At 65.4% G+C, this 18,852-nt stretch carries 16 protein-coding genes and 1 pseudogene; 12 read left to right on the top strand and 5 right to left on the bottom strand.

All coding sequences use genetic code 11. The features are described 5' to 3' along the window. Window positions 1-19: 19 nt before the first annotated feature. Entirely contained in the window at window positions 20-787 is a 768-nt protein-coding gene (gene yihA, locus ASF61_RS03115; RefSeq protein WP_056150976.1) for a ribosome biogenesis GTP-binding protein YihA/YsxC, read from the bottom strand. Between the two features lie 156 nt (window positions 788-943). On the opposite strand from yihA, the gene ASF61_RS03110 reads away from it, so the two are divergent. The 5 genes from ASF61_RS03110 (at window position 944) to ASF61_RS03090 (ending at window position 6,798) form a co-directional block, all read left to right on the top strand. Further along, entirely contained in the window at window positions 944-1,624 is a 681-nt protein-coding gene (locus ASF61_RS03110; RefSeq protein WP_056150973.1) for a cytochrome c, read from the top strand. Window positions 1,625-1,769: 145 nt separating this feature from the next. Further along, window positions 1,770-3,875 carry a cytochrome c biogenesis protein ResB gene (locus tag ASF61_RS03105; RefSeq protein ID WP_056150972.1) on the top strand — a complete coding sequence of 702 codons (2,106 nt, stop codon included), beginning with the start codon at window positions 1,770-1,772 and terminating at the stop codon, window positions 3,873-3,875. Between the two features lie 38 nt (window positions 3,876-3,913). Next, window positions 3,914-5,098 carry a c-type cytochrome biogenesis protein CcsB gene (gene ccsB / locus ASF61_RS03100; RefSeq protein WP_056150970.1) on the top strand — a complete coding sequence of 395 codons (1,185 nt, stop codon included), beginning with the start codon at window positions 3,914-3,916 and terminating at the stop codon, window positions 5,096-5,098. Between the two features lie 90 nt (window positions 5,099-5,188). Then, window positions 5,189-6,169, top strand: a complete 981-nt coding sequence (msrP, locus tag ASF61_RS03095; protein ID WP_056150968.1) for a protein-methionine-sulfoxide reductase catalytic subunit MsrP — start codon at window positions 5,189-5,191, stop codon at window positions 6,167-6,169. Between the two features lie 14 nt (window positions 6,170-6,183). After that, on the top strand, window positions 6,184-6,798 hold the full coding sequence (locus ASF61_RS03090; protein WP_056150966.1) for a sulfite oxidase heme-binding subunit YedZ: 615 nt from the start codon (window positions 6,184-6,186) through the stop codon (window positions 6,796-6,798). Here ASF61_RS03090 and lysA read toward each other — a convergent pair. Both lysA and ASF61_RS03080 read right to left on the bottom strand, forming a co-directional pair. Further along, window positions 6,776-8,065 (bottom strand): diaminopimelate decarboxylase, encoded by a 1,290-nt coding sequence (gene lysA, locus ASF61_RS03085; RefSeq protein WP_056150964.1) that lies wholly within the window; start codon window positions 8,063-8,065, stop codon window positions 6,776-6,778. The genes ASF61_RS03090 and lysA overlap by 23 nt on opposite strands. 4 nt (window positions 8,066-8,069) lie before the next feature. Beyond that, window positions 8,070-8,336 (bottom strand): lipoprotein, encoded by a 267-nt coding sequence (locus tag ASF61_RS03080; protein WP_156369427.1) that lies wholly within the window; start codon window positions 8,334-8,336, stop codon window positions 8,070-8,072. Window positions 8,337-8,375: 39 nt separating this feature from the next. On the opposite strand from ASF61_RS03080, the gene cyaY reads away from it, so the two are divergent. Continuing rightward, the gene (gene cyaY / locus ASF61_RS03075; RefSeq protein ID WP_056150959.1) at window positions 8,376-8,708 is read left to right on the top strand and encodes an iron donor protein CyaY; all 333 of its coding nucleotides are present in this window, start codon (window positions 8,376-8,378) and stop codon (window positions 8,706-8,708) included. Between the two features lie 122 nt (window positions 8,709-8,830). On the opposite strand, the gene ASF61_RS03070 is transcribed toward cyaY, so the two are convergent. Then, the gene (locus ASF61_RS03070) at window positions 8,831-11,197 is read right to left on the bottom strand and encodes a penicillin-binding protein 1A (RefSeq protein WP_056150957.1); all 2,367 of its coding nucleotides are present in this window, start codon (window positions 11,195-11,197) and stop codon (window positions 8,831-8,833) included. Between the two features lie 200 nt (window positions 11,198-11,397). Here ASF61_RS03070 and ASF61_RS03065 point away from each other — a divergent pair, with 200 nt between their 5' ends. The 6 genes and pseudogenes from ASF61_RS03065 to ASF61_RS24500 all read left to right on the top strand — a co-directional run. Beyond that, complete coding sequence (locus ASF61_RS03065; protein WP_056150955.1) at window positions 11,398-12,471, top strand: pilus assembly protein PilM; 1,074 nt, start codon at window positions 11,398-11,400, stop codon at window positions 12,469-12,471. Continuing rightward, window positions 12,471-13,133: a PilN domain-containing protein gene (locus ASF61_RS03060; RefSeq protein ID WP_056150953.1), complete on the top strand. Its 663-nt coding sequence runs from the start codon at window positions 12,471-12,473 to the stop codon at window positions 13,131-13,133. The genes ASF61_RS03065 and ASF61_RS03060 overlap by 1 nt, the downstream gene beginning before the upstream one ends. 13 nt (window positions 13,134-13,146) lie before the next feature. Continuing rightward, on the top strand, window positions 13,147-13,836 hold the full coding sequence (locus tag ASF61_RS03055) for a type 4a pilus biogenesis protein PilO (protein WP_056150951.1): 690 nt from the start codon (window positions 13,147-13,149) through the stop codon (window positions 13,834-13,836). Between the two features lie 29 nt (window positions 13,837-13,865). Further along, window positions 13,866-14,390, top strand: coding sequence for a pilus assembly protein PilP (locus ASF61_RS03050; RefSeq protein WP_307155857.1), 525 nt, complete (start codon window positions 13,866-13,868; stop codon window positions 14,388-14,390). A 17-nt stretch (window positions 14,391-14,407) separates the two neighbouring features. Beyond that, on the top strand, window positions 14,408-16,651 hold the full coding sequence (locus tag ASF61_RS03045; protein WP_373994523.1) for a type IV pilus secretin PilQ: 2,244 nt from the start codon (window positions 14,408-14,410) through the stop codon (window positions 16,649-16,651). A 39-nt stretch (window positions 16,652-16,690) separates the two neighbouring features. Further along, window positions 16,691-17,101: pseudogene (locus tag ASF61_RS24500) on the top strand (Ig-like domain-containing protein); the annotation flags it as partial. Between the two features lie 1,612 nt (window positions 17,102-18,713). Here the strand turns inward: ASF61_RS24500 and ASF61_RS24495 are convergent. Further along, window positions 18,714-18,767, bottom strand: coding sequence for a hypothetical protein (locus ASF61_RS24495; protein ID WP_373994522.1), 54 nt, complete (start codon window positions 18,765-18,767; stop codon window positions 18,714-18,716). Between the last annotated feature and the right edge of the window lie 85 nt (window positions 18,768-18,852).

Genomic DNA, 18,852 nt, shown 5'->3' with positions numbered 1-18,852 from the left:
GAAAAACTTCCTTATCGGTTCATTGCTTGGTGTCGGCGGCGCTGGCCTCGTCGGCTGCAGGATCGGCTTCGTTACCGGCGCCATCGTCGGCAGCAAGCTGCGCCACCTGGGCGGCGGCCTGCTCGTCGGTGACGCCGGCCAGTGCCAGGATCTTGTCGTTGGCTTCCTCGATGCCGATGCGCTTGAGCGCGGAGAACAGCTGCACGGTAAACGGGAAACCTTCGCCGTCTTCGTCGACATAGCTGTCGAGACGGGCCTTGGCCTGGCGCAGCACGTTGACCGACTCGTTGCGGTTGAGCTTATCGACCTTGGTCAGGATGCAGTGGATCGGCTTGCCCGTGGGCGCAAACCACTCGAGCATCTGGATGTCGAGTTCGGTGAACGGGCGGCGCGAGTCCATGATCAGGATCAGCGCAGCGAGCTGCTCGCGGCGCTGGACATAGTCGCCCAGCAGGCGCTGCCAGTGCAGCTTGGCCGAACCGGACACTTCGGCGTAACCGTAGCCGGGCAAGTCCACCAGCAGGCATTCGATCTCGTCGACAATGGTCGGGTCCTTGCGGTGCTGGGCGACGTGGGCGCCGCCGATCGAGAAATAATTGATGTGCTGGGTGCGGCCCGGCGTCTTGGACGCGAACGCCAGTCCCTTCTGGTTGCACAGGATGTTGATGGCAGTCGATTTGCCGGCGTTGGAACGACCGGCAAAGGCGATTTCCGGCACCGTGGTGTCGGGCAGATCGCGCAATTGGTTAACGGTCGTAAAGAAACGGGCTTGCCAGAGTTTAGACATGAGAAGACGTAAAGATGGGGGAAAATGCAACAAAGTGGGGCGGTTAGGCAGGTAAGCTATTGTACAATGCCTGATCGCGGAATGTTGCCAGGCATTCGAGAATGCCACGCCTTCATTCGGACGTAAACTTTATAGACTCCTTCCAAAGGTGCTTGAATGAAACGTGCGTTTGTTCCTCTGCTCAATTCCCTGCTCATCACCGCCTTCGCCCTGACTTCCTCCATCGGCCACGCCCAAGACCAGGCGCCTGCCGCCGGCTCAAGCACCGCTGCCAAGATCGATCCCGCCAAGGGCGGCACGCTGTACGCCGAGGGCGACGCCGCGCGCGGCTTGCCGGCCTGCGTGTCGTGCCACGGCGCCAATGGCAACTCGACGATCGCCGTCAACCCCAGGCTGGCCGCGCAAAGCCAGAGCTACCTGTACAAGCAGCTGGTCAATTTCACCACCGACGCGCGCCAGCAGCCGGTGATGTCGCTGTACGCCAAGATGCTGACCGACGCCGACAAGCACAACGTGGCGGCCTGGCTGTCCACCCAGACCGCGAAGCCGGGGGCAGCCAAGAACCGCGCCAGCCTCGAACTCGGCAAGAAAATCTACCGCGGCGGCATTGCCGAGAAAAACGTGCCGGCCTGCGCCAGCTGTCACGGCGCCACCGGCGGCGGCATTCCGGCGCTGTACCCGCGCCTGGCCGGCCAGCACCAGGATTACACGGTCGCCCAGCTGGGCCTGTTCAAGGGCCACGGCCGCAAGAACAGCCCGGAAATGGCCACCATCGCTGCCCGCATGTCCGATGACGAGATGAAGGCCGTGGCCGACTACGTCGCCGGCTTGAAGTAGGGCGCGCCAACCTGCTGCGCGCCCTGCGATACGCTGCCGGCAGGCGCTGTGTACCGGTGCTACCGATGCCGGGGGCAGCAGCATGAGCGGGCTGCCGTTTTTATTGGTATGCTGCGCGGTTGCCCCATTTTTTTAAAGCCCATGCATGACTAGCACCACCGGTATCCACATCAAGACCCGCCGCCCGATCATCGGCGAGACGATCGAGCTGATGTCGTCGATGCGCTTTGCCATCGCCATGCTGGCGATGATCGCCATCGCCGCGGTCATCGGCACCGTGATGAAGCAGAGCGAGGCCACCTCGAACTACATCAACCAGTTCGGCCCGTTCTGGTTCGAGGTATTCGACAAGGCCGGGCTGTACGCCGTGTATGCGTCGTGGTGGTTCATGCTGCTGATGACGCTGCTGGTGTCGTCCACCACGCTGTGCATCGTGCGCAATGCACCGAAGATGGTGCGCGACATGCGCAGCTGGCGCGAGAACGTGCGCGAGCAGTCGCTGCTCAATTTCCCGCACCGCCTGCACTGGCGCGCGCCGCTGCCGCGCGCGGCGCTGGCCCAGCAGACCGCCGGTCGGCTGGCCGACCATGGCTATCGGGTCAAGATCGTCGAACGCGACCACGGCACCTTGCTGGCCGCCAAGCGCGGCGGCGCCAACAAGTTCGGCTACATCTTTGCCCATGCATCGATCGTGGTGATCTGCGTGGGGGCGCTGTTCGATTCGGACCTGCCGATCCGCTTCCAGGAATGGGTGCTGGGCAAGACGCCATTTGCCGGCACCGGCCTGATCGCCGACGTGCCGGCCAGCCACCGCCTCGGCACTGGCAACCCCACCTTCCGTGGCAACACCCTGATACCGGAAGGGTCGAACAGTTCAACGGCACTGCTGCAGCGCCCCGACGGCGTGCTGATCCAGGACTTGCCGGTCACCATCACCCTGAAAAAATTCACCATCGATTTTTACAGCACCGGCATGCCCAAGCTGTTCGCCAGCGATGTCGAGGTGGTCGATCATGCCAGCGGCGACAAGGTCAACGCCGTCATCGAGGTCAACAAGCCGCTGCTGTTCAAGGGCCTGGCGATCTACCAGTCCAGCTTTGAGGACGGCGGCAGCAAGCTCAAGCTCAAGGCTTATCCGATGCAGGGCACCGCCACCACCAGCTTCGACCTCAACGGCGTGGTCGGCGAAACCACGCCGCTCAGCGACGCCTACACGGTCGAGTGGTCGGGCTTTCGGCCGTTCAACGTGGAAAACATGAGCGCCAACCAGGATGGCAATACCGATGTGCGCACTGTCAAGCAGGGCAAGAGCTTGCGCGAGCAACTCGAGGCCGGCTTCGACAAGCACACCGGTTCGGCCGGGCGCGGCAGCCTGTCGAACACCTTGAAAAATGTCGGCCCCAGCGTCCAGTACAAGCTGCGCGACAAAACCGGGCAGGCGCGCGAATACCAGAACTACATGCAGCCGATGACGCTCGACGGCGCGTCGGTATTCCTGGCCGGCGTGCGCAGCAACCCGTCCGACCCGTTCAACTACCTGCGCATTCCGGTCGATGACGAGCACTCGGTGCGCGACTGGATGCGCTTGCGCGCAGCGCTGGCCGATCCGGCCCTGCGCGCCGCTGCCGCCAGGCGTTACAGCGAGCGCGCGGCGCCGCAGACCGGCGACGTCGCCACCGTGCGCGCGCAGATCGAAGCGTCGTCCGAAAAAAGCCTGAGCCTGTTCGCCGGTGACGGCAAGGTCGGCGGTTTCGTCTCGGTATCGCAATTCCTGGAAAAAGTGCCGGCCGAAGGCCAGCAGAAGACCGCTGAAGTGTTCATGAAGATCCTCAACGGCAGCCTGTGGGAGCTGTGGCAGGTGGCGCGCGCCAAGGATGGCCTGGCCCCGGCCGCTGCCGACGAAAGCCACGGCCGCTACCTGCTGCTGGCCACCAACGCGCTGTCGGACGCGTTCTTCTATGGCGCGCCCGTGTACCTGCAGCTCGACGAATTCGTGGAAGTGAAGGCGTCCGTGTTCCAGGTCACGCGCTCGCCGGGCAAGAACATCGTGTACTTCGGCTGCGCGCTGCTGGTGCTGGGCGTGTTTTCGATGTTTTACATCCGCGAGCGCCGGCTGTGGGTGTGGATCAAGGATGACACAGAACATTCCGGCGGCGCCGAGGCATTAATGGCCATGAGCACGCAGCGCAAGACGCTCGACTTCGAGCGCGAATACGAAACCTTAAAAGAGAAGCTGCAGCAATCGGCGTGAGGTACGATCGCCCTACCTTTGCGCAGCACGGAGAAATCATGGAACTGACCGAAAAATCGCAGCCTCGCCCCGCCCCGGCGGCCAGCGCCGGCCCCTATGTACAGGCGCCCGGCTACTTCAGGCGCCTCGGTGCGCTGGACTGGCTGTTTGCCGCCGCGCTGCTGGCCGGCGCCGTGTTCGCCCTCTACCGCTATGGCCACTTCATGGACGTGTACGAAGAAGCGATCATGCTGCTGTGCGCGCCCGTGTTTGCAGCGCTGGGCTGGCACTGGAAGCCGGTGCGTGCGCTGATGGCAGCGGTGGCGCTGCTGTCGCTATGGGCGGTGTCGATGTACGCGGGCCAGCTCGACATGGGCACGCAAAAATTCTGGCTGCGCTACATGCTGTCGAGCCAGTCGGCGATCCTGTGGATGAGCGTGATGTTCTGCCTGTCCACGCTGTTCTACTGGATCGGCTTTGCCGGCCGCTCGGCCGCCTGGAGCAGCCTCGGTACCAAGCTCAGCTGGGCGGCCGTGGTGCTGGGCTGGACCGGCATGATGGTGCGCTGGTACGAGTCCTACCTGATCGGTACCGACGTCGGCCACATACCCGTCTCCAACCTGTACGAAGTGTTCATCCTGTTCTCGCTGATCACGGCGATGTTCTACCTGTACTTCGAAGCGCGCTACCGGACCCGCCAGATGGGGCCGTTCGTCCTGCTGATCATCACGGCCGCCATCGGTTTCCTGTTCTGGTACACGACCTCGCGCGATGCGGCCGAGATCCAGCCGCTGCTGCCGGCGCTGCAAAGCTGGTGGATGAAGATCCATGTGCCGGCCAATTTCATTGGCTATGGCAACTTCGCGCTGGCCGCCATGGTGGCGCTGGCCTATCTGCTGAAAAGTTCCAATTACCTGGTGGACCGGTTGCCGTCGCTCGAAGTGCTCGACGACGTCATGTACAAGGCCATCTCGGCCGGCTTTGCCTTCTTTACCATTGCCACCATTTTGGGCGCGCTGTGGGCGGCCGAAGCGTGGGGCGGCTACTGGTCGTGGGACCCGAAAGAGACCTGGGCGCTGATCGTCTGGCTCAACTACGCGGCCTGGCTGCACATGCGCCTGATGACGGGCTTGCGTGGCCGTCCGGCAGCCTGGTGGGCGCTGGTGGGCTTGCTGGTGACCACGTTCGCCTTCCTCGGTGTGAATATGTTCCTCTCGGGCCTGCATTCCTACGGCAAGCTGTAAGCCGCTTGCGCGGTTAACCGAGTCGTAATATCCGTTTTCCGGGATTGGTGTAAGGTTGCGTCATCGCCTTGCACCTTTTCTGGAGTCAATATGCTGATCAAGCGTAGCCCCAACGGTATCGAGCTGCCGTTTTCGTCGGAAATCACGCCGCGCGCGCTGTACGAGTCGCGCCGCCGCTTCATCAAGCAGGTGGCGGCCGGCGCCATCGGCAGCGCCGCGCTGCTGGAGATGGCCAATCGCGAAGCGTTCGCCCAGGGGGGCGGACTGGCCAGGCTGCCGGCCAAGCTGAACCCGGCCTACTCGGCGCTCGACAAGCAGACGCCATACAAGGACGCCACCACCTACAACAATTTCTACGAATTCGGCACCGACAAGAGCGACCCGGCCGCCAACGCCGGCACGCTGAAAACGCGGCCGTGGACGGTGCAGATCGAGGGCGAAGTCAAGAAACCGATGACGCTCGACATCGATGCGCTGCTCAAGCTGGCGCCGATGGAAGAGCGCGTGTACCGGCTGCGCTGCGTGGAAGGCTGGTCGATGGTGATTCCGTGGGTCGGTTACTCGTTCTCCGAGATCATCAAGAAGGTCGAGCCCACCGGCAACGCCAAGTACGTCGAATTCATCACCCTCAACGACCGCAAGCAGATGCCGGGCGTCAACAGCCGCGTGCTCGACTGGCCGTACACGGAAGGCTTGCGCATCGATGAAGCCAACCACCCGCTGGCGCTGCTGACCTTTGGCATGTACGGCGAGGTGTTGCCGAACCAGAACGGCGCGCCGGTACGCATGGTCTTGCCCTGGAAGTATGGTTTTAAATCGGCCAAGTCGATCGTCAAGATCCGCTTCGTCAAGGACCAGCCGCGCACGTCGTGGAACCTGTCGGCGCCGCGCGAATATGGTTTCTATTCGAATGTGAATCCCGATGTCGATCACCCGCGCTGGTCGCAGGCGTCCGAGCGCCGCATCGGCGAAGACGGCTTCCTGGCCCGCAAGCGCAAGACCCTGATGTTCAACGGCTACAGCGACGTGGCGCCGCTGTACGCGGGCATGGACCTGAAAAAATTCTATTGAGGGGCGCGTACGGCATGGCTTTCACCCCTTCTGCGCGCCAGATCAGCCTGATCAAGGCTGCCGTGTTCCTGGCCGCGCTGGTCCCGCTGGCGCGCATGGTGTTCCTGACGGTGACCGGGCAACTGGTGGAACCGCTCGAGTTCATCACCCGCGCCACCGGCGACTGGACCTTGTATTTTCTGTGCTTCACGCTGGCAGTCACGCCGCTGCGCCGGCTCACCAAATGGAACTGGCTGGTCAAGCTGCGCCGCATGCTGGGCCTGTTCATGTTCTTTTATGCGGCGCTGCACTTCATGACCTTCCTGTGGTTCGACCATTTCTTCGACCTGGCCGAGATGTGGAAAGACGTGCTGCGCCGACCGTTCATCACGGTCGGCTTCATTGCCTTCGTGCTGCTGATCCCGCTGGCGGCCACCAGCACCAACGCCATGATCCGCCGCCTGGGCGGCAAGCGCTGGCAGTGGCTGCACCGCCTGATCTACGTGGTCGCGCCGCTGGCCATCCTGCACTTCTGGTGGATGAAAGCGGGCAAGCACAACTTCACCGAACCGATCATCTACGGCACCATCGTGGCCGTGCTGCTGGCCACGCGCCTCTACTGGAAGTTCAACAAGAAGGTGAACGGATGACCGATTCCAGGGCGTAGAGCTCGGCCGGGGTCTCGCGGCGGCGTACGACGTGGGCGGTGGCGCCGTCCACGATGAGCTCAGCGGCGCGGCCGCGCGTGTTGTAGTTCGAGGCCATGGTCATGCCGTAGGCGCCGGCCGAGTGCATCACCAGCAGGTCGCCCGCTGCCACGGCCAGGGCGCGGTCGCGCGCCAGCCAGTCGCCCGATTCGCACACCGGGCCGACCACGTCGTAGGTCTGCGCCGCGGCCGTGCCTTGCACCACCGGCTGCATGTCCATCCAGGCCTGGTACAGGGCCGGGCGGGCCATGTCGTTCATGGCGGCATCGACGATGCAGAAATTCTTTTCTTCGCCGTGCTTGATGAATTCCACCCTGGTCAGCAGTACGCCGGTATTGCCGACGATCGAGCGGCCCGGCTCGAAAATCACCTTGATCGGCTTGCCGTCGTAACGCTGTGCGCGCCAGGCGTCGATGCGGGCGAACACGCGGCCCAGGTAGTCGCCCACCGGCACCGGCGCCGCTTCGCCCGCTTCGCGGTAGTCGATGCCGATGCCGCCGCCCATGTCCAGGTGGTGCACGGTGATGCCCTCGTCGCCGAGACGGTCCACCAGTTCGATCAGGCGGTCCAGCGCTTCGAGCAGCGGCTGGTCGTCCAGCAGCTGCGAGCCGATGTGGCAGTCGATGCCGGCCACGTCGATGTGCGGCAGGGCGGCGGCGGCGCGGTAGGTGGCGAGCGCGTCGTCGAAAGCCACGCCGAACTTGCTCGCTTTCAGGCCGGTGGCAATGTACGGGTGGGTCTTGGGATCGACATTCGGGTTGACCCGCAGCGAAATGCGCGCGGTCTTGCCCATGGCGCCAGCGACGTCGTTCAGGCGGTGCAGCTCGGGAATCGATTCGACGTTGAAGCACAGGATGTCGTGCGACAGCGCCAGGCGCATCTCGTCGACGGTCTTGCCCACGCCCGAGAAGATCACCTTGCGCGGATCGCCACCGGCCGCCAGCACGCGCTGCAGCTCGCCGCCGGAGACGATGTCGAAACCGGCGCCCTGGCGCGCCAGCAGGTCGAGGATGGCCAGGTTGGAATTGGCTTTCATCGCATAGCACACCAGCGCATCGCGGCCCTGGCAGGCGTCGGCATAGGCGGCGAAATTGCCGAGCAGCGCGGCCTTGGAATAGACATACGTGGGCGTGCCGTGCTCGGCGGCGATGGCGGCCAGCGACACGCCTTCGGCGTGCAGCACGCCGTCTTGATACGAAAATGGCGACATAACGTTATTTGGTGGACGGTACGGTAGTGGGAGACTGCATCGACGCCGGCGTGACCGGTTCGCCCGGCGCGGGGACGACCGGCGCCGGCGGTTCGGCTGCAGGGGAGACCGGGACCGTGCTGCTCTTGGCAGGCTTGGCCGCTGGCGGCTTGGGCAGGTACAGCGGGCCGGGTTGGCCGCAACCGCTGAGCATGACCGTCAGCGCCACGGTGGCGGCGCCGAGCGCTGGGAAGACAGCATGACGAACAGGAGATGTCGGAACGGACTTCACGATAGAATCACGGATTGACTATAGAGACTGGAGTTTAGCATGGGCGATTCAGAATTCCTGGCGCAGGCCGAGGCCACCCTCGACGCCATCGAGGCAGCGCTGGACAAATTGAACGACGACGACATGATCGACGTCGAGTGCAGCCGCAGCGGCAACGTGCTGGAAATCGAGTTCCTCGACAACGGTTCCAAGATCATCGTCAACAGCCAGGCGGCGATGAAGGAACTGTGGGTGGCTTCGCGCTCGGGCGGCTACCACTACCGCCAGGTCGGGGGGCAGTGGATCAATACCCGCGACGGCTCGGAGATGCTGGCGTCGCTGTCGGAGATGGTCAGCGCGCAAGGCGGCGCCCCAGTCGTCATTACCGGATAAAATTACTGAGTGTAAATACGACAACGGCGGCCAACAGGGCCGCCGTTTTTTATGCCAACTCCGGCTGACGAGGAAGCTCGGAAAACCGTAGCGAGCCGCGCAGTAGGTTTGTCGAGCTTCCCCTAGAACAGCTCGTTCTTGACCGCGTCCTTGGCCTTTTCCTCGGCCGGCGTACCCTGGTTGGCGCCGTCGATGTTGTGGACGCCGGTGCCGGGCGGATTTTCGGCGTAGTAGTACTCGTCGCCGACCAGCATCACGCCTTCGGGCACGGCGCGCTCCTCGATCGGGATGTTCTTCAGCGCCTTTTGCATGAAGTTGATCCAGATCGGCAGCGCCAGGCCGCCGCCCGTCTCGCGGTTGCCGAGGTTGCGCGGCTGGTCGTAGCCGATCCAGGCCACGCCGACCAGCTTGGGCTGGTAACCGGCAAACCAGGCGTCGATCGAATCGTTGGTGGTGCCGGTCTTGCCCGAGATGTCGGGGCGCTTGAGCACCAGCGCCTTAGCGGCCGTACCGTAGCGCACCACGTCCTTGAGCATGCTGTCCATCAGGAAGGCGTTGCGCTCGTCGATCACGCGGTTCTTCTCGTCGCCGGCCAGGTCGGGCGCTGCCTGCGACAAAATCTTGCCGTCGGCGTCGGTCACCTTGGCGATCAGGTAGGGGCTGACCTTGTAGCCGCCGTTGGCGAACACCGCGTAGGCGCCGGCCATCTGCAGCGGCGTCACGTTGCCGGCGCCAAGCGCGAGCGTCAAGTAGGGCGGGTTCTTGTCGGCGTCGAAACCGAAGCGGGTCGTGTATTCCTGGCCATACTTGGCGCCGATCTTGTGCAGGATGCGGATCGAGATCATGTTCTTCGACTTGGTCAGGCCGCGGCGCATCGTCATCGGACCGTCGTACTTGCCGTCGTAGTTCTTCGGCTCCCAGGCCTGGCCGCCGGTCTGGCCGGCGTCGAACGAGATCGGCGCGTCGTTGATGATGGTGGCCGGCGACAGGCCGCGCTCGAGCGAGGCCGAATAGATGAACGGTTTGAATGACGAGCCGGGCTGGCGCCAGGCCTGGGTCACGTGGTTGAACTTGTTGCGGTTGTAATCGAAGCCGCCGACCATGGCCTTGATCGCGCCGTCCTCGGTGCTGGCGGCAATGAAGGCCGATTCGATCTGCGGCATCTGGGTCAGCTCCCAGTCCTTCTCTTCGCGCATCACGCGCACCACGGCGCCGCGGCGGATGCGCTTGTTGGGCGCGGCCTTGTCCGACAGCCAGGCGCGGCCCATGGCCAGGCCGGCGCCGCTGATGCGGATTTCCTCGCCCGAGGCAGTCACCGCCACGATCAGCTGCGGCGTGGCCTGCAGCACGATGGCAGCGATGATGTCGTCGCTGTCGGGGTGGTCGGCCAGCTCGGTCTCGATGGCGTCGTCGGCTTCTTCCTTCTTGGCCGGCAGGTCGATATACGCTTCCGGACCGCGGTACGGATGGCGGCGTTCATAGTCCATCACGCCGCGGCGCAGCGCCAGGTAGGCGGCGTCCTGGTCGGCCTTGGTGATGGTGGTAAACACGTTGAGGCCGCGCGTATACGTGTCTTCCTTGAACTGCTCGTAGACCAGCTGGCGCGCCATTTCGGCCACGTACTCGGCGTGCACGCCGAACTCGCTGCTGTCGGTCTTGACCTTGAGCGGCTCGGCCCGCGCTTCCTCGTACTGCAGGTCCGTGATGTAGCCGAGCGCGTGCATGCGCGTCAGGATGTACTGCTGGCGCGTGCGTGCGCGCTTGGGATTGACGACCGGGTTATAGGCCGATGGCGCCTTGGGCAGGCCGGCCAGCATGGCCGCTTCGGCCACGGTGATGTCGCGGATATTCTTGCCGAAATAGATTTGCGCAGCCGACGAGAACCCGTAGGCGCGCTGGCCCAGGTAGATCTGGTTCATGTACACCTCGAGAATCTGGTCCTTGCTCAGGTTCTTCTCGATCTTCCACGCCAGCAGCATTTCATAGACCTTGCGCTTGATGGTCTGCTCGCTGGACAGGAAAAAGTTGCGCGCGACTTGCTGGGTGATGGTGGACGCACCCTGCTTGGCGCCGCCGGTGGCGTTGTGCACGGCCGCGCGCAGGATGCCGGTGTAATCGACGCCGCCATGCTCGTAGAAGCGGTCGTCCTCGATGGCCAGCACGGCCTTCTTCATCACGTCGGGGATGTCCTTGATGCGCACCAGGTTGCGGCGCTCCTCGCCGAATTCGCCGATCAGGACGTTATCGGACGAGAAGATCCGCAGCGGCATCTTGGGACGATAGTCGGTCAGCGTGTCGAGCTCGGGCAGGTTGGGGTAGGCCATCGCCAGGCCGAAGACCACCAGCAGCACGCCGCCCACGACCAGGCCCAGCACGGACAGGCCGGCCGTCAGGAAGAAACGCGACGCGGAAGTGGTTTTGCCGGCAGTGCGGGCGGCGCCGTCGCTGCCGCCGCCGTTGCTGGGAGGAGCCGATTTGGAAGAAGCCATGCAGTTCGATCTTTCTGAAAATAACCCGGGCCATTATAAGCGAGTGCCAGGGCCGCGGCGCGCCCCTGGCCGCGCGGTTTTTCCACGTCTTGCATGATCGACAGTAATAAGTGTGGCGAAAGCGAATCGTGCACGACAGAAATATCTTTACACCGGGCACGGCCTCGACTTACTGTAGATATCTCTATCCGGGGAGCCGCATGAACGCATTCCAGGCCTTGTTCGGCCCACGTAATCCGCCGTTAATTGGTGTTGACATCAGTACATCTTGCGTAAGATTGGTGGAACTGGCACAGGGCGCCAAGGACGCGTTACGGCTCGAGCGTTATGCCTCGGAGGCTCTGCCGCGCGGCGCCGTGGTCGATGGCGCCATCGAGAACATGGACCAGGTGGTGGAAACGGTGCGCCGTGTGTGGAAGAAAAGCGGCACCCGCGCCAGGCTGGTGGCGCTGGGCATGCCGCCGGCCTCGGTGATCACCAAGAAGATCATCCTGGCTGCCGGATTATCGGAAGAGCAATTGGAACTGCAGGTCGAGTCCGAAGCCAGCCAGTACATTCCGTTCGCGCTCGATGAAGTGAGTCTGGACTTCGACATCATCGGCCCCGCCAATTCGGCCGAAGACGTGGAAGTGATGCTGGCCGCCTCGCGCCGCGAAAAGATCGAGGACCGGGTGGCGATCGCCGAAGCCTCCGGCCTGAAGGCCACCGTGATGGACATCGAATCGTACGCGGCCCGCGCCGCGCTCGACCGGGTGACGGCGCTGATGCCGGAAGCGGGCGCCGGCCGCGTGGTGGCGCTGTTCCAGGTGGGCGCCCAGGTCACGCACATCTCCGTCATGCTCGACGGCGCCACCGTGTACGAGCGCGAACAGCCGTTCGGCGGCAATTCGCTGACCCACGACATCGTGCGCGCCTACGGCATGGCGTTCGAGGAAGCGGAAGCGCGCAAGAAAACCGGCGACCTGCCCGACAGCTATGTGCCGGACCTGCTCACGCCGTTCCTGGAAAGCGCGGTGATGGAAGTGACGCGGGCGATCCAGTTCTTCTACACGTCCACCCCGTACACGCGCATCGACCGGCTGTTCCTGGCCGGCGGCTGCGCCTTGCTGCCCGGTTTGCTGGACCTGATCGCCAGCCGTACCCGCATCGCCTGCGCGGTGGCGGCGCCGTTCAAGGGCATGGAACTGGGGCCGACCGTGCGCGAATCGCAGCTGCGCAGCGACGGGCCGGCCTACCTGGTCGCGTGCGGCCTGGCCCTGCGGAGGTTCGGCTGATGATCCGCATCAACCTGCTGCCCCACCGCGAGGAAAAGCGCAAGCAAAAGCAGGCCGCCTTCGTGGCCCTGCTGGCGCTCGGCGGCGTGGCGGGCGTGGCGGTGGTGCTGATGGTGGGCGCCTACAATGCGCGCGCGATCGCCATCCAGGACGAGCGCAACGGCGTGCTGACGTCGGCGATAGCCGAACTCGATAAAAAGATCGCCCGCATCGCCACCCTCAAGCAGGAAATCGAGGCGCTGAAAGCGCGCCAGCAGGCGGTCGAGGATCTGCAGGGCGACCGCAACCAGCCGGTCTATCTGCTCGACGAGCTGGTCAAACAAACCCCTTCCGGCGTCTACCTGAAAGGGTTTCGCCAGGAGGGCCAGAAAGTGACCGTCAACGGCTACGCGCAATCGCAGGAGCGCGTGTCGGAATTGCTGCGCAATTTTGCTGGTGCGTCGCCGTGGCTGGAAAAGCCGGAACTGATCGAAGTCAAGGCCGCCACCCAGGCGCAGGGGCGCACGGTACGCAAGGTGGTCGAGTTCAACCTGATCGTCAATATCCGCCGGCCGCGCGAGAAGGAGGCGGTAAAGAAGGACGACGTAGGCGTCGATGCGAAAAAAACCGCCGCTGCGGCGCCGGGCGCGGCACAGCCGGCGGCAGCGGGAGCGCAGCCATGAGCGGGGGGCAGCCATGAAGAGCAAGGCCAAACGCCGCAGCGGGCCGGACCTGGGCGAGCTGGCCGCCCGCCTGGGCGCGCAGTTCCGCAACCTCGACCGCCGCCAGCCGGGCCAGTGGCCGCTGGCGCCGCGCCTGCTGTGCGCGGCTGGCGTGGCGGTGGCGGTGCTGGTGGCCGGCTACTTCGCGTACTGGAGCGGCCAGTTCGAGGTGCAGGACGCCGGCGCCCGCAACGAGCTGCGGCTGCGCGACGAATACCGGCTCAAGACCGCCAAGGCGATCAACCTGCAAGCCTTGCAGGCGCAGAAGCTGCAGGTGGACCGCTATGTCGACCGGCTGCAAAAGCAGCTGCCCAGCAAGGCCGAGATGGCCGCGCTGCTGACCGACATCAACCAGGCCGGCGCCGGACGCGGCCTGCAGTTCGAACTGTTCAAGCCGGCGCAGGTGGTGCTGCGCGACTACTACGCCGAGCTGCCGATCGATATCAAGGTCACCGGCAGCTACCACGACATCGGCGCGTTTGCTGCCGACATGGCCAACCTGCCGCGCATCGTCACGCTCAACAACATGACGCTCGCCACCGGCAAGGACGGCGTGCTGACGCTCGACGCCGTGGCCAAGACCTTCCGCTACCTCGACCCGGACGAGGTGCAGGCCCAGCGCAAGGCGGCCGAGGCGAAAAAGAAAGCGGCCAAGCGATCATGATGCCGACCTGCCACCGATGGCTGCCAGCCTTGCTGTTGCCCTGCCTGCTGGCCGGCTGCGGCGACAGCGACGTGCAGGAAGTGCGCGCCTGGATGAAGCAGGTCGATGCCGAGACCAGGGTCGGCGTGCCGCCGCTGGCCGAACCGAAAACCTTTATTCCGTTCGCCTACCAGCAGAAGGACGTGCTCGATCCGTTCAACCCGAACAAGCTGCTCTCCGAGCTGGCGCGGCAAAACCCGGACGCCGGCAAGGAAGGCGGCGGGCTGGCGCCCGACCTCAAGCGGCGCAAGGAACTGCTGGAAAGCTATCCGCTCGATACCGTGAAGATGGTGGGCACGCTGGAGATGCGCGGCACCAGGTACGCCGTGCTGCAGATCGACCGCAATGTGTACCAGGTGGTCAAGGGCCAGCGCCTCGGGCAGAACGATGGCGTGATCACCGCCATCACCGACAACACCGTGTCCATCCGCGAGGTGGTGCAGGACGCCACCGGCGACTGGGTCGAGCACCTGGCCACGCTGGAACTACAGGAAAGCAAGGAGACTGCCAAATGATGGCTCAACTGTTGGCCATGCGCGTGGCCCCGCAATCGCCCCCGGTACGGTTACGTGGGCGGCTGCATGCCCGGGTCGCACCGCCGTGGCGCCGCGTGCTGGCCGTGCTGTCGCTGGCGCTGTGGCTGCTGGCGCTGGCAAGCGGCGCGGCGCGCGCCCAGGATGGCAACGCCATCGAGTCGATTACCGCCAGCGGGCAAGGCGCCAGCCTGGTGGTGCGCATCGTGCTGGCGCAGCCGCCGGCCGCGTTGCCGGCCGCATTTGCCATCAGCAATCCGCCGCGCATTGCGCTCGATTTCGGCGCGGTGGCCAACCGCACCGGCAAGACCGAGCACGATTTCGGCCTCGGCGACCTGCGCAATGTGCACGTGGTGCAGGCAGGCGACCGCGCGCGGCTGCTGTTCAACCTGAACCGCAGTCTCGGTTACACCATGGCCATCGACGGCAAGGCCGTGGTGCTGGCCCTCGACACCAGCGCTAGCGGCGTTTCCGCTTCCGCCCCGGCCACCGCGGCCGCCAGCGCACCGGCCACGGCACGGCCAATGTTAAAAACCATCGATTTTCGCCGCGGCGAGAACGGCGAGGGCCGGGTGGTGGTGGAGCTGCCGCGCGGCGCCGCCGCCGACGTGCGGCAGACTTCGTCCGGCGTGGTGGTGGACTTCGTGGGCGCCGGCGTGCCGGAAGCGCTGCGGCGCCGGCTCGACGTCGGCGACTTCGGCACGCCGGTCGGCTTTGTCACCACCGTGCAGCAGGGCGACCACGCGCGCATGACGATCGAGGCGCGCGGCCTGTGGGAGCAGAGCGTCTACCAGAACGACACCCAGCTGGTGGTGGACGTGCGCCCGGTCAAGGAAGACCCGCGCCGCATCGTGCAGGGCTCGCAGGGTTATCGCGGCGACAAGCTGTCGTTCAATTTCCAGAACCTCGAGGTACGCGCGGCGCTGCAGGTGATTGCCGATGTGTCGGGCCTGAACATCATCACCAGCGACAGCGTGACCGGCAACCTGACGCTGCGCCTGAAGGAAGTGCCGTGGGACCAGGCGCTCGACGTGATCCTGCAGGCCAAGGGCCTGGACATGCGCAAGAATGGCAACGTGCTGTGGATCGCGCCCAAGGAAGAGTTGCTGACCAAGGAAAAGCTCGAACTCGAGCAGCGCGCCCAGATTGCCGACCTCGAACCGCTGAAGTCCGAAATCTTCCAGCTCAATTACCAGAAGGCCGAGTCGTTCCGCAACGTGTTCGGCCTCGATGCCGGTGGCGGCGGCAGCGCGGCGGCAGGAACGGGTGCCGGCGCCGGTGCTGCCGGAGCCGGTGGCGGCAGCAACCGCGTGCTGTCGCGGCGCGGCAGCGCCATCATCGATCCGCGCACCAACCAGCTGTTCGTCACCGACACCGCAGCCAAGATCGAGGACGTGCGGCGCCTGATCGCCAAGACCGACGTCGCCACCAAGCAGGTGCTGATCGAGGCGCGCATTGTCGAAGCGAGCGACACGTTTACCCGCAACCTCGGCGCCAAGCTCGGTTTCTCCGACATGCGCACCGTGCGGGGCGGTAATTCCGGCTACCAGGTCGGCAACGGCAACAGCCGGGTCGCCATCGGCGGCAATATCACCGGCGTGGGCGAGGTGACCGGCCAGATCGCGCCGACCGCCAGCAGCTACAACAACAGCCAGTTCGTCAACCTGCCGGCGGCCGGCATCAACGGCATCGATCCGGCCAGCCTGGCGCTGAGCCTGTTCTCGGCAGCGGACAACCGCTTCCTGAACCTGGAATTGTCGGCGCTCGAGGAAGACGGCACCGGCAAGATCGTCTCGAGCCCGCGCGTGATCACGGCCGACAAGGCCATGGCGCTGATCGAGCAGGGCATCGAACTGCCGTACCAGGTCGCCACCAGCAGCGGCGCCACGTCGATCCAGTTCCGCAAGGCCAACCTGCGGCTGGAAGTGACGCCGCAAATCACGCCGGACGGCAACGTGGTGGTCGAAGTCGATGTGAACAAGGATAGCGTAGGCCAGGAAACCCGCTCCGGCTTCGCCATCGACACCAAGCACATCAAGACCCAGGTGATGGTGGAAAACGGCGGCACCGTGGTGCTGGGCGGCATCTACCAGCAGACCGAGCGCAAGTCGACCAGCAAGGTGCCGCTGCTCGGCGACGTGCCCGTGCTCGGCTACCTGTTCCGCACCACGGGCCGCACCAACGACAAGACCGAACTGCTGGTGTTCATCACCCCGAAGATCGTCACCGACAAAGTCAAGTAACCAGGCCGGCAGGCTATTCTCGAGCGCAAGGAACGGATTATGAAACGCATCATCGGATGGCTGGCAGCGACCACGTTTGCAACCCTGCTCGGCGGCTGCGGCGGCGGGGGCGGTTCGCCGGGCACGGTCGGCGGGGGAGCAGGAACAGGGACCCCGGCCACGCCGTCGAAAGTGGCCAGCGTGGCGCTGCAGGCCAGCGCCGCCACCATCGCCTCGTCCGGCGCGGCCGGCACCGAGGTCACGCTGACGGCCATCGTCAAGGACAGCGGCGGCAATGCGCTGGTCGGCGAGACGGTTAGTTTTAGCGCCAGCTCCGGCACCGTCAGCAGCACCAACCGCCTGACCGATACCTCGGGCCACGTCACCGAAAAACTGAGCGTGGCCGGCGACGCCTCGCTGCGCACGATCACCGTGACCGCCAGCGCCGGCGGACAGACCTCGGCGCCGGTGCAGGTGGCCGTGGTGACGGCCGTGCCGACCCTGGCGCTGACCACCGACAGCGGCACGCTGGCCTCGTCCGGCGCGGCCGGCAGCGAGGCGACGGTGGTGGCGCTGGTACGCGACGCCAACAATACCGCGCTGCCCGGCGTGGTGGTGGACCTGAAAGCCGATTCCGGCAGCCTGACGCTGACCTCGCGCACCACCAATGCCCAGGGCATCGTCACCGAAAAACTCAGCACCGGCGGCGACCCGAGCTCGCGCGCGATCCGCATCACGGCCGGTGCGGTGGGCGCCACGGCGGTGTCCACCGTGGTCAACGTGGCCGGCAACCGCCTGACGCTCAACGCGGCGTCCACCATCAACGCCGGCGCGGCGGCCGACGTCGCGGTCAAGCTGGTCGATTCGGCCGGCAATGCGCTGGTCGGCAAGCCGGTGACGTTCTCGTCGAACGCCAATGCGCTGACCGTCAAGGGCGGCGGCGCAGCCGTCACCAATGCCGCCGGCCAGCTGATCCTGACCTATGCGGCCAGCGGCGGCAGCGCCGACGTGATCACCGTGCGCTCGCTGGGGGAGACTGCCTCGGCCGCAATTGCCATCAATACCTCGAGCTTTGCCGTGCGCGTGCTCGACGGCAGCGGCAACCCGGTCACCGGCACCGCTATCGGCAGCTGCCGCCAGGTGGCGGTGACGGGCGGCGGCAGCGGCGACGTGACCCTCAGCAGCTCGCGCGGCACCGTGTACGCCGATGCCGGCTGCAGCACGCCGCTGTCGGGCGCGCTGACGCTGGCCGGTGGCGCCGCCACCGCCTACATCGACGCCAGCGGCCCCGGCGTGGCCACGCTGACGGCCAAGGCCGGCAACCTCGGCGCGCAGACCGACCTCGAATTCGTGGCGCCGCTGACCGCCGCTTCCACCATCACCGTGCAGGCCGACCCGGCGGTCATCGGCGTCAACACGGCCGGCAGCATCACCCAGCAGGTCACGCTGCGCGCCGTGGTGCGCGACGGTCCGGCGCAGAACAACCCGGTCAAGAATGCCCAGGTGTCGTTTGCCATCCTGGCCGACGCCAGCGGCGGTGCGCTGACCCAGCCGTCCGACGTGACCACGGCAGCCGACGGTTCGGCCACGGTCAGCTTCATCGCCGGCGCCACACCCACCGCCACCAACGGCGTGCAGATCCAGGCGCGCATCGTCGGCGGCGGCGTGGTCAACAACAGCGCCACGGCCCAGCTGACCGTGGCCCAGCGCTCGCTGTTCATCAGCGCCGGCACCGGCAACCAGATCGGCACGCCCGACAGCGCCACCTACCAGCAGGATTACGCGGTGTTCGTCACCGATGCGGCCGGCAACGCGGTGTCCGGCGTGCGGCTGACGGCGTCGGTGCTGCCGGTGCGGTATTACAAGGGTGCGCTGGTGTACACGGCGCCCGGGCCATGGGCGCCGGGGCCGCAGACGGCGTGCGACAACGAGGACCTGAACCGCAATGGCATTCTCGACGCCGGCGAAGACCTGAACGGCAACGGCAAGCTCGATCCGGGCATCCCGGTCAACGTTACGCCGGCCGTCACCACCGACGCCAGCGGCCGCGCCACGGTGTCGCTGGTGTACCCGCGCGACCGCGTCAACTGGCTCGACGTGGCCTTGACCGTGCGCGGCCAGGCAAATGGCAGCGAATCGACGTACACCTCTCTGGTACACTTGCTGGGTTTGAGTAGCGATTACACGAACCAGAATGTCGCGCCGCCAGGCGCGGTCAGCCC

The sequence above is a fragment of the Duganella sp. Leaf126 genome (assembly GCF_001423125.1).
In the GTDB taxonomy this organism is placed as follows: domain Bacteria; phylum Pseudomonadota; class Gammaproteobacteria; order Burkholderiales; family Burkholderiaceae_D; genus Rugamonas.
The sequence above is the reverse complement of the archived record's forward strand: the minus strand, read 5'-3'. Positions and strand labels throughout refer to the sequence as shown.

Bases quoted from the DNA above. Each gene is read 5' to 3' on its own strand.
- yihA (WP_056150976.1), bottom strand. From the start codon at position 787: ATGTCTAAACTCTGGCAAGCCCGTTTCTTTACGACCGTTAACCAATTG.
- ASF61_RS03110 (WP_056150973.1), top strand. From the start codon at position 944: ATGAAACGTGCGTTTGTTCCTCTGCTCAATTCCCTGCTCATCACCGCC.
- ASF61_RS03105 (WP_056150972.1), top strand. From the start codon at position 1,770: ATGACTAGCACCACCGGTATCCACATCAAGACCCGCCGCCCGATCATC.
- ccsB (WP_056150970.1), top strand. From the start codon at position 3,914: ATGGAACTGACCGAAAAATCGCAGCCTCGCCCCGCCCCGGCGGCCAGC.
- msrP (WP_056150968.1), top strand. From the start codon at position 5,189: ATGCTGATCAAGCGTAGCCCCAACGGTATCGAGCTGCCGTTTTCGTCG.
- ASF61_RS03090 (WP_056150966.1), top strand. From the start codon at position 6,184: ATGGCTTTCACCCCTTCTGCGCGCCAGATCAGCCTGATCAAGGCTGCC.
- lysA (WP_056150964.1), bottom strand. From the start codon at position 8,065: ATGTCGCCATTTTCGTATCAAGACGGCGTGCTGCACGCCGAAGGCGTG.
- cyaY (WP_056150959.1), top strand. From the start codon at position 8,376: ATGGGCGATTCAGAATTCCTGGCGCAGGCCGAGGCCACCCTCGACGCC.
- ASF61_RS03070 (WP_056150957.1), bottom strand. From the start codon at position 11,197: ATGGCTTCTTCCAAATCGGCTCCTCCCAGCAACGGCGGCGGCAGCGAC.
- ASF61_RS03065 (WP_056150955.1), top strand. From the start codon at position 11,398: ATGAACGCATTCCAGGCCTTGTTCGGCCCACGTAATCCGCCGTTAATT.
- ASF61_RS03060 (WP_056150953.1), top strand. From the start codon at position 12,471: ATGATCCGCATCAACCTGCTGCCCCACCGCGAGGAAAAGCGCAAGCAA.
- ASF61_RS03055 (WP_056150951.1), top strand. From the start codon at position 13,147: ATGAAGAGCAAGGCCAAACGCCGCAGCGGGCCGGACCTGGGCGAGCTG.
- ASF61_RS03045 (WP_373994523.1), top strand. From the start codon at position 14,408: ATGCGCGTGGCCCCGCAATCGCCCCCGGTACGGTTACGTGGGCGGCTG.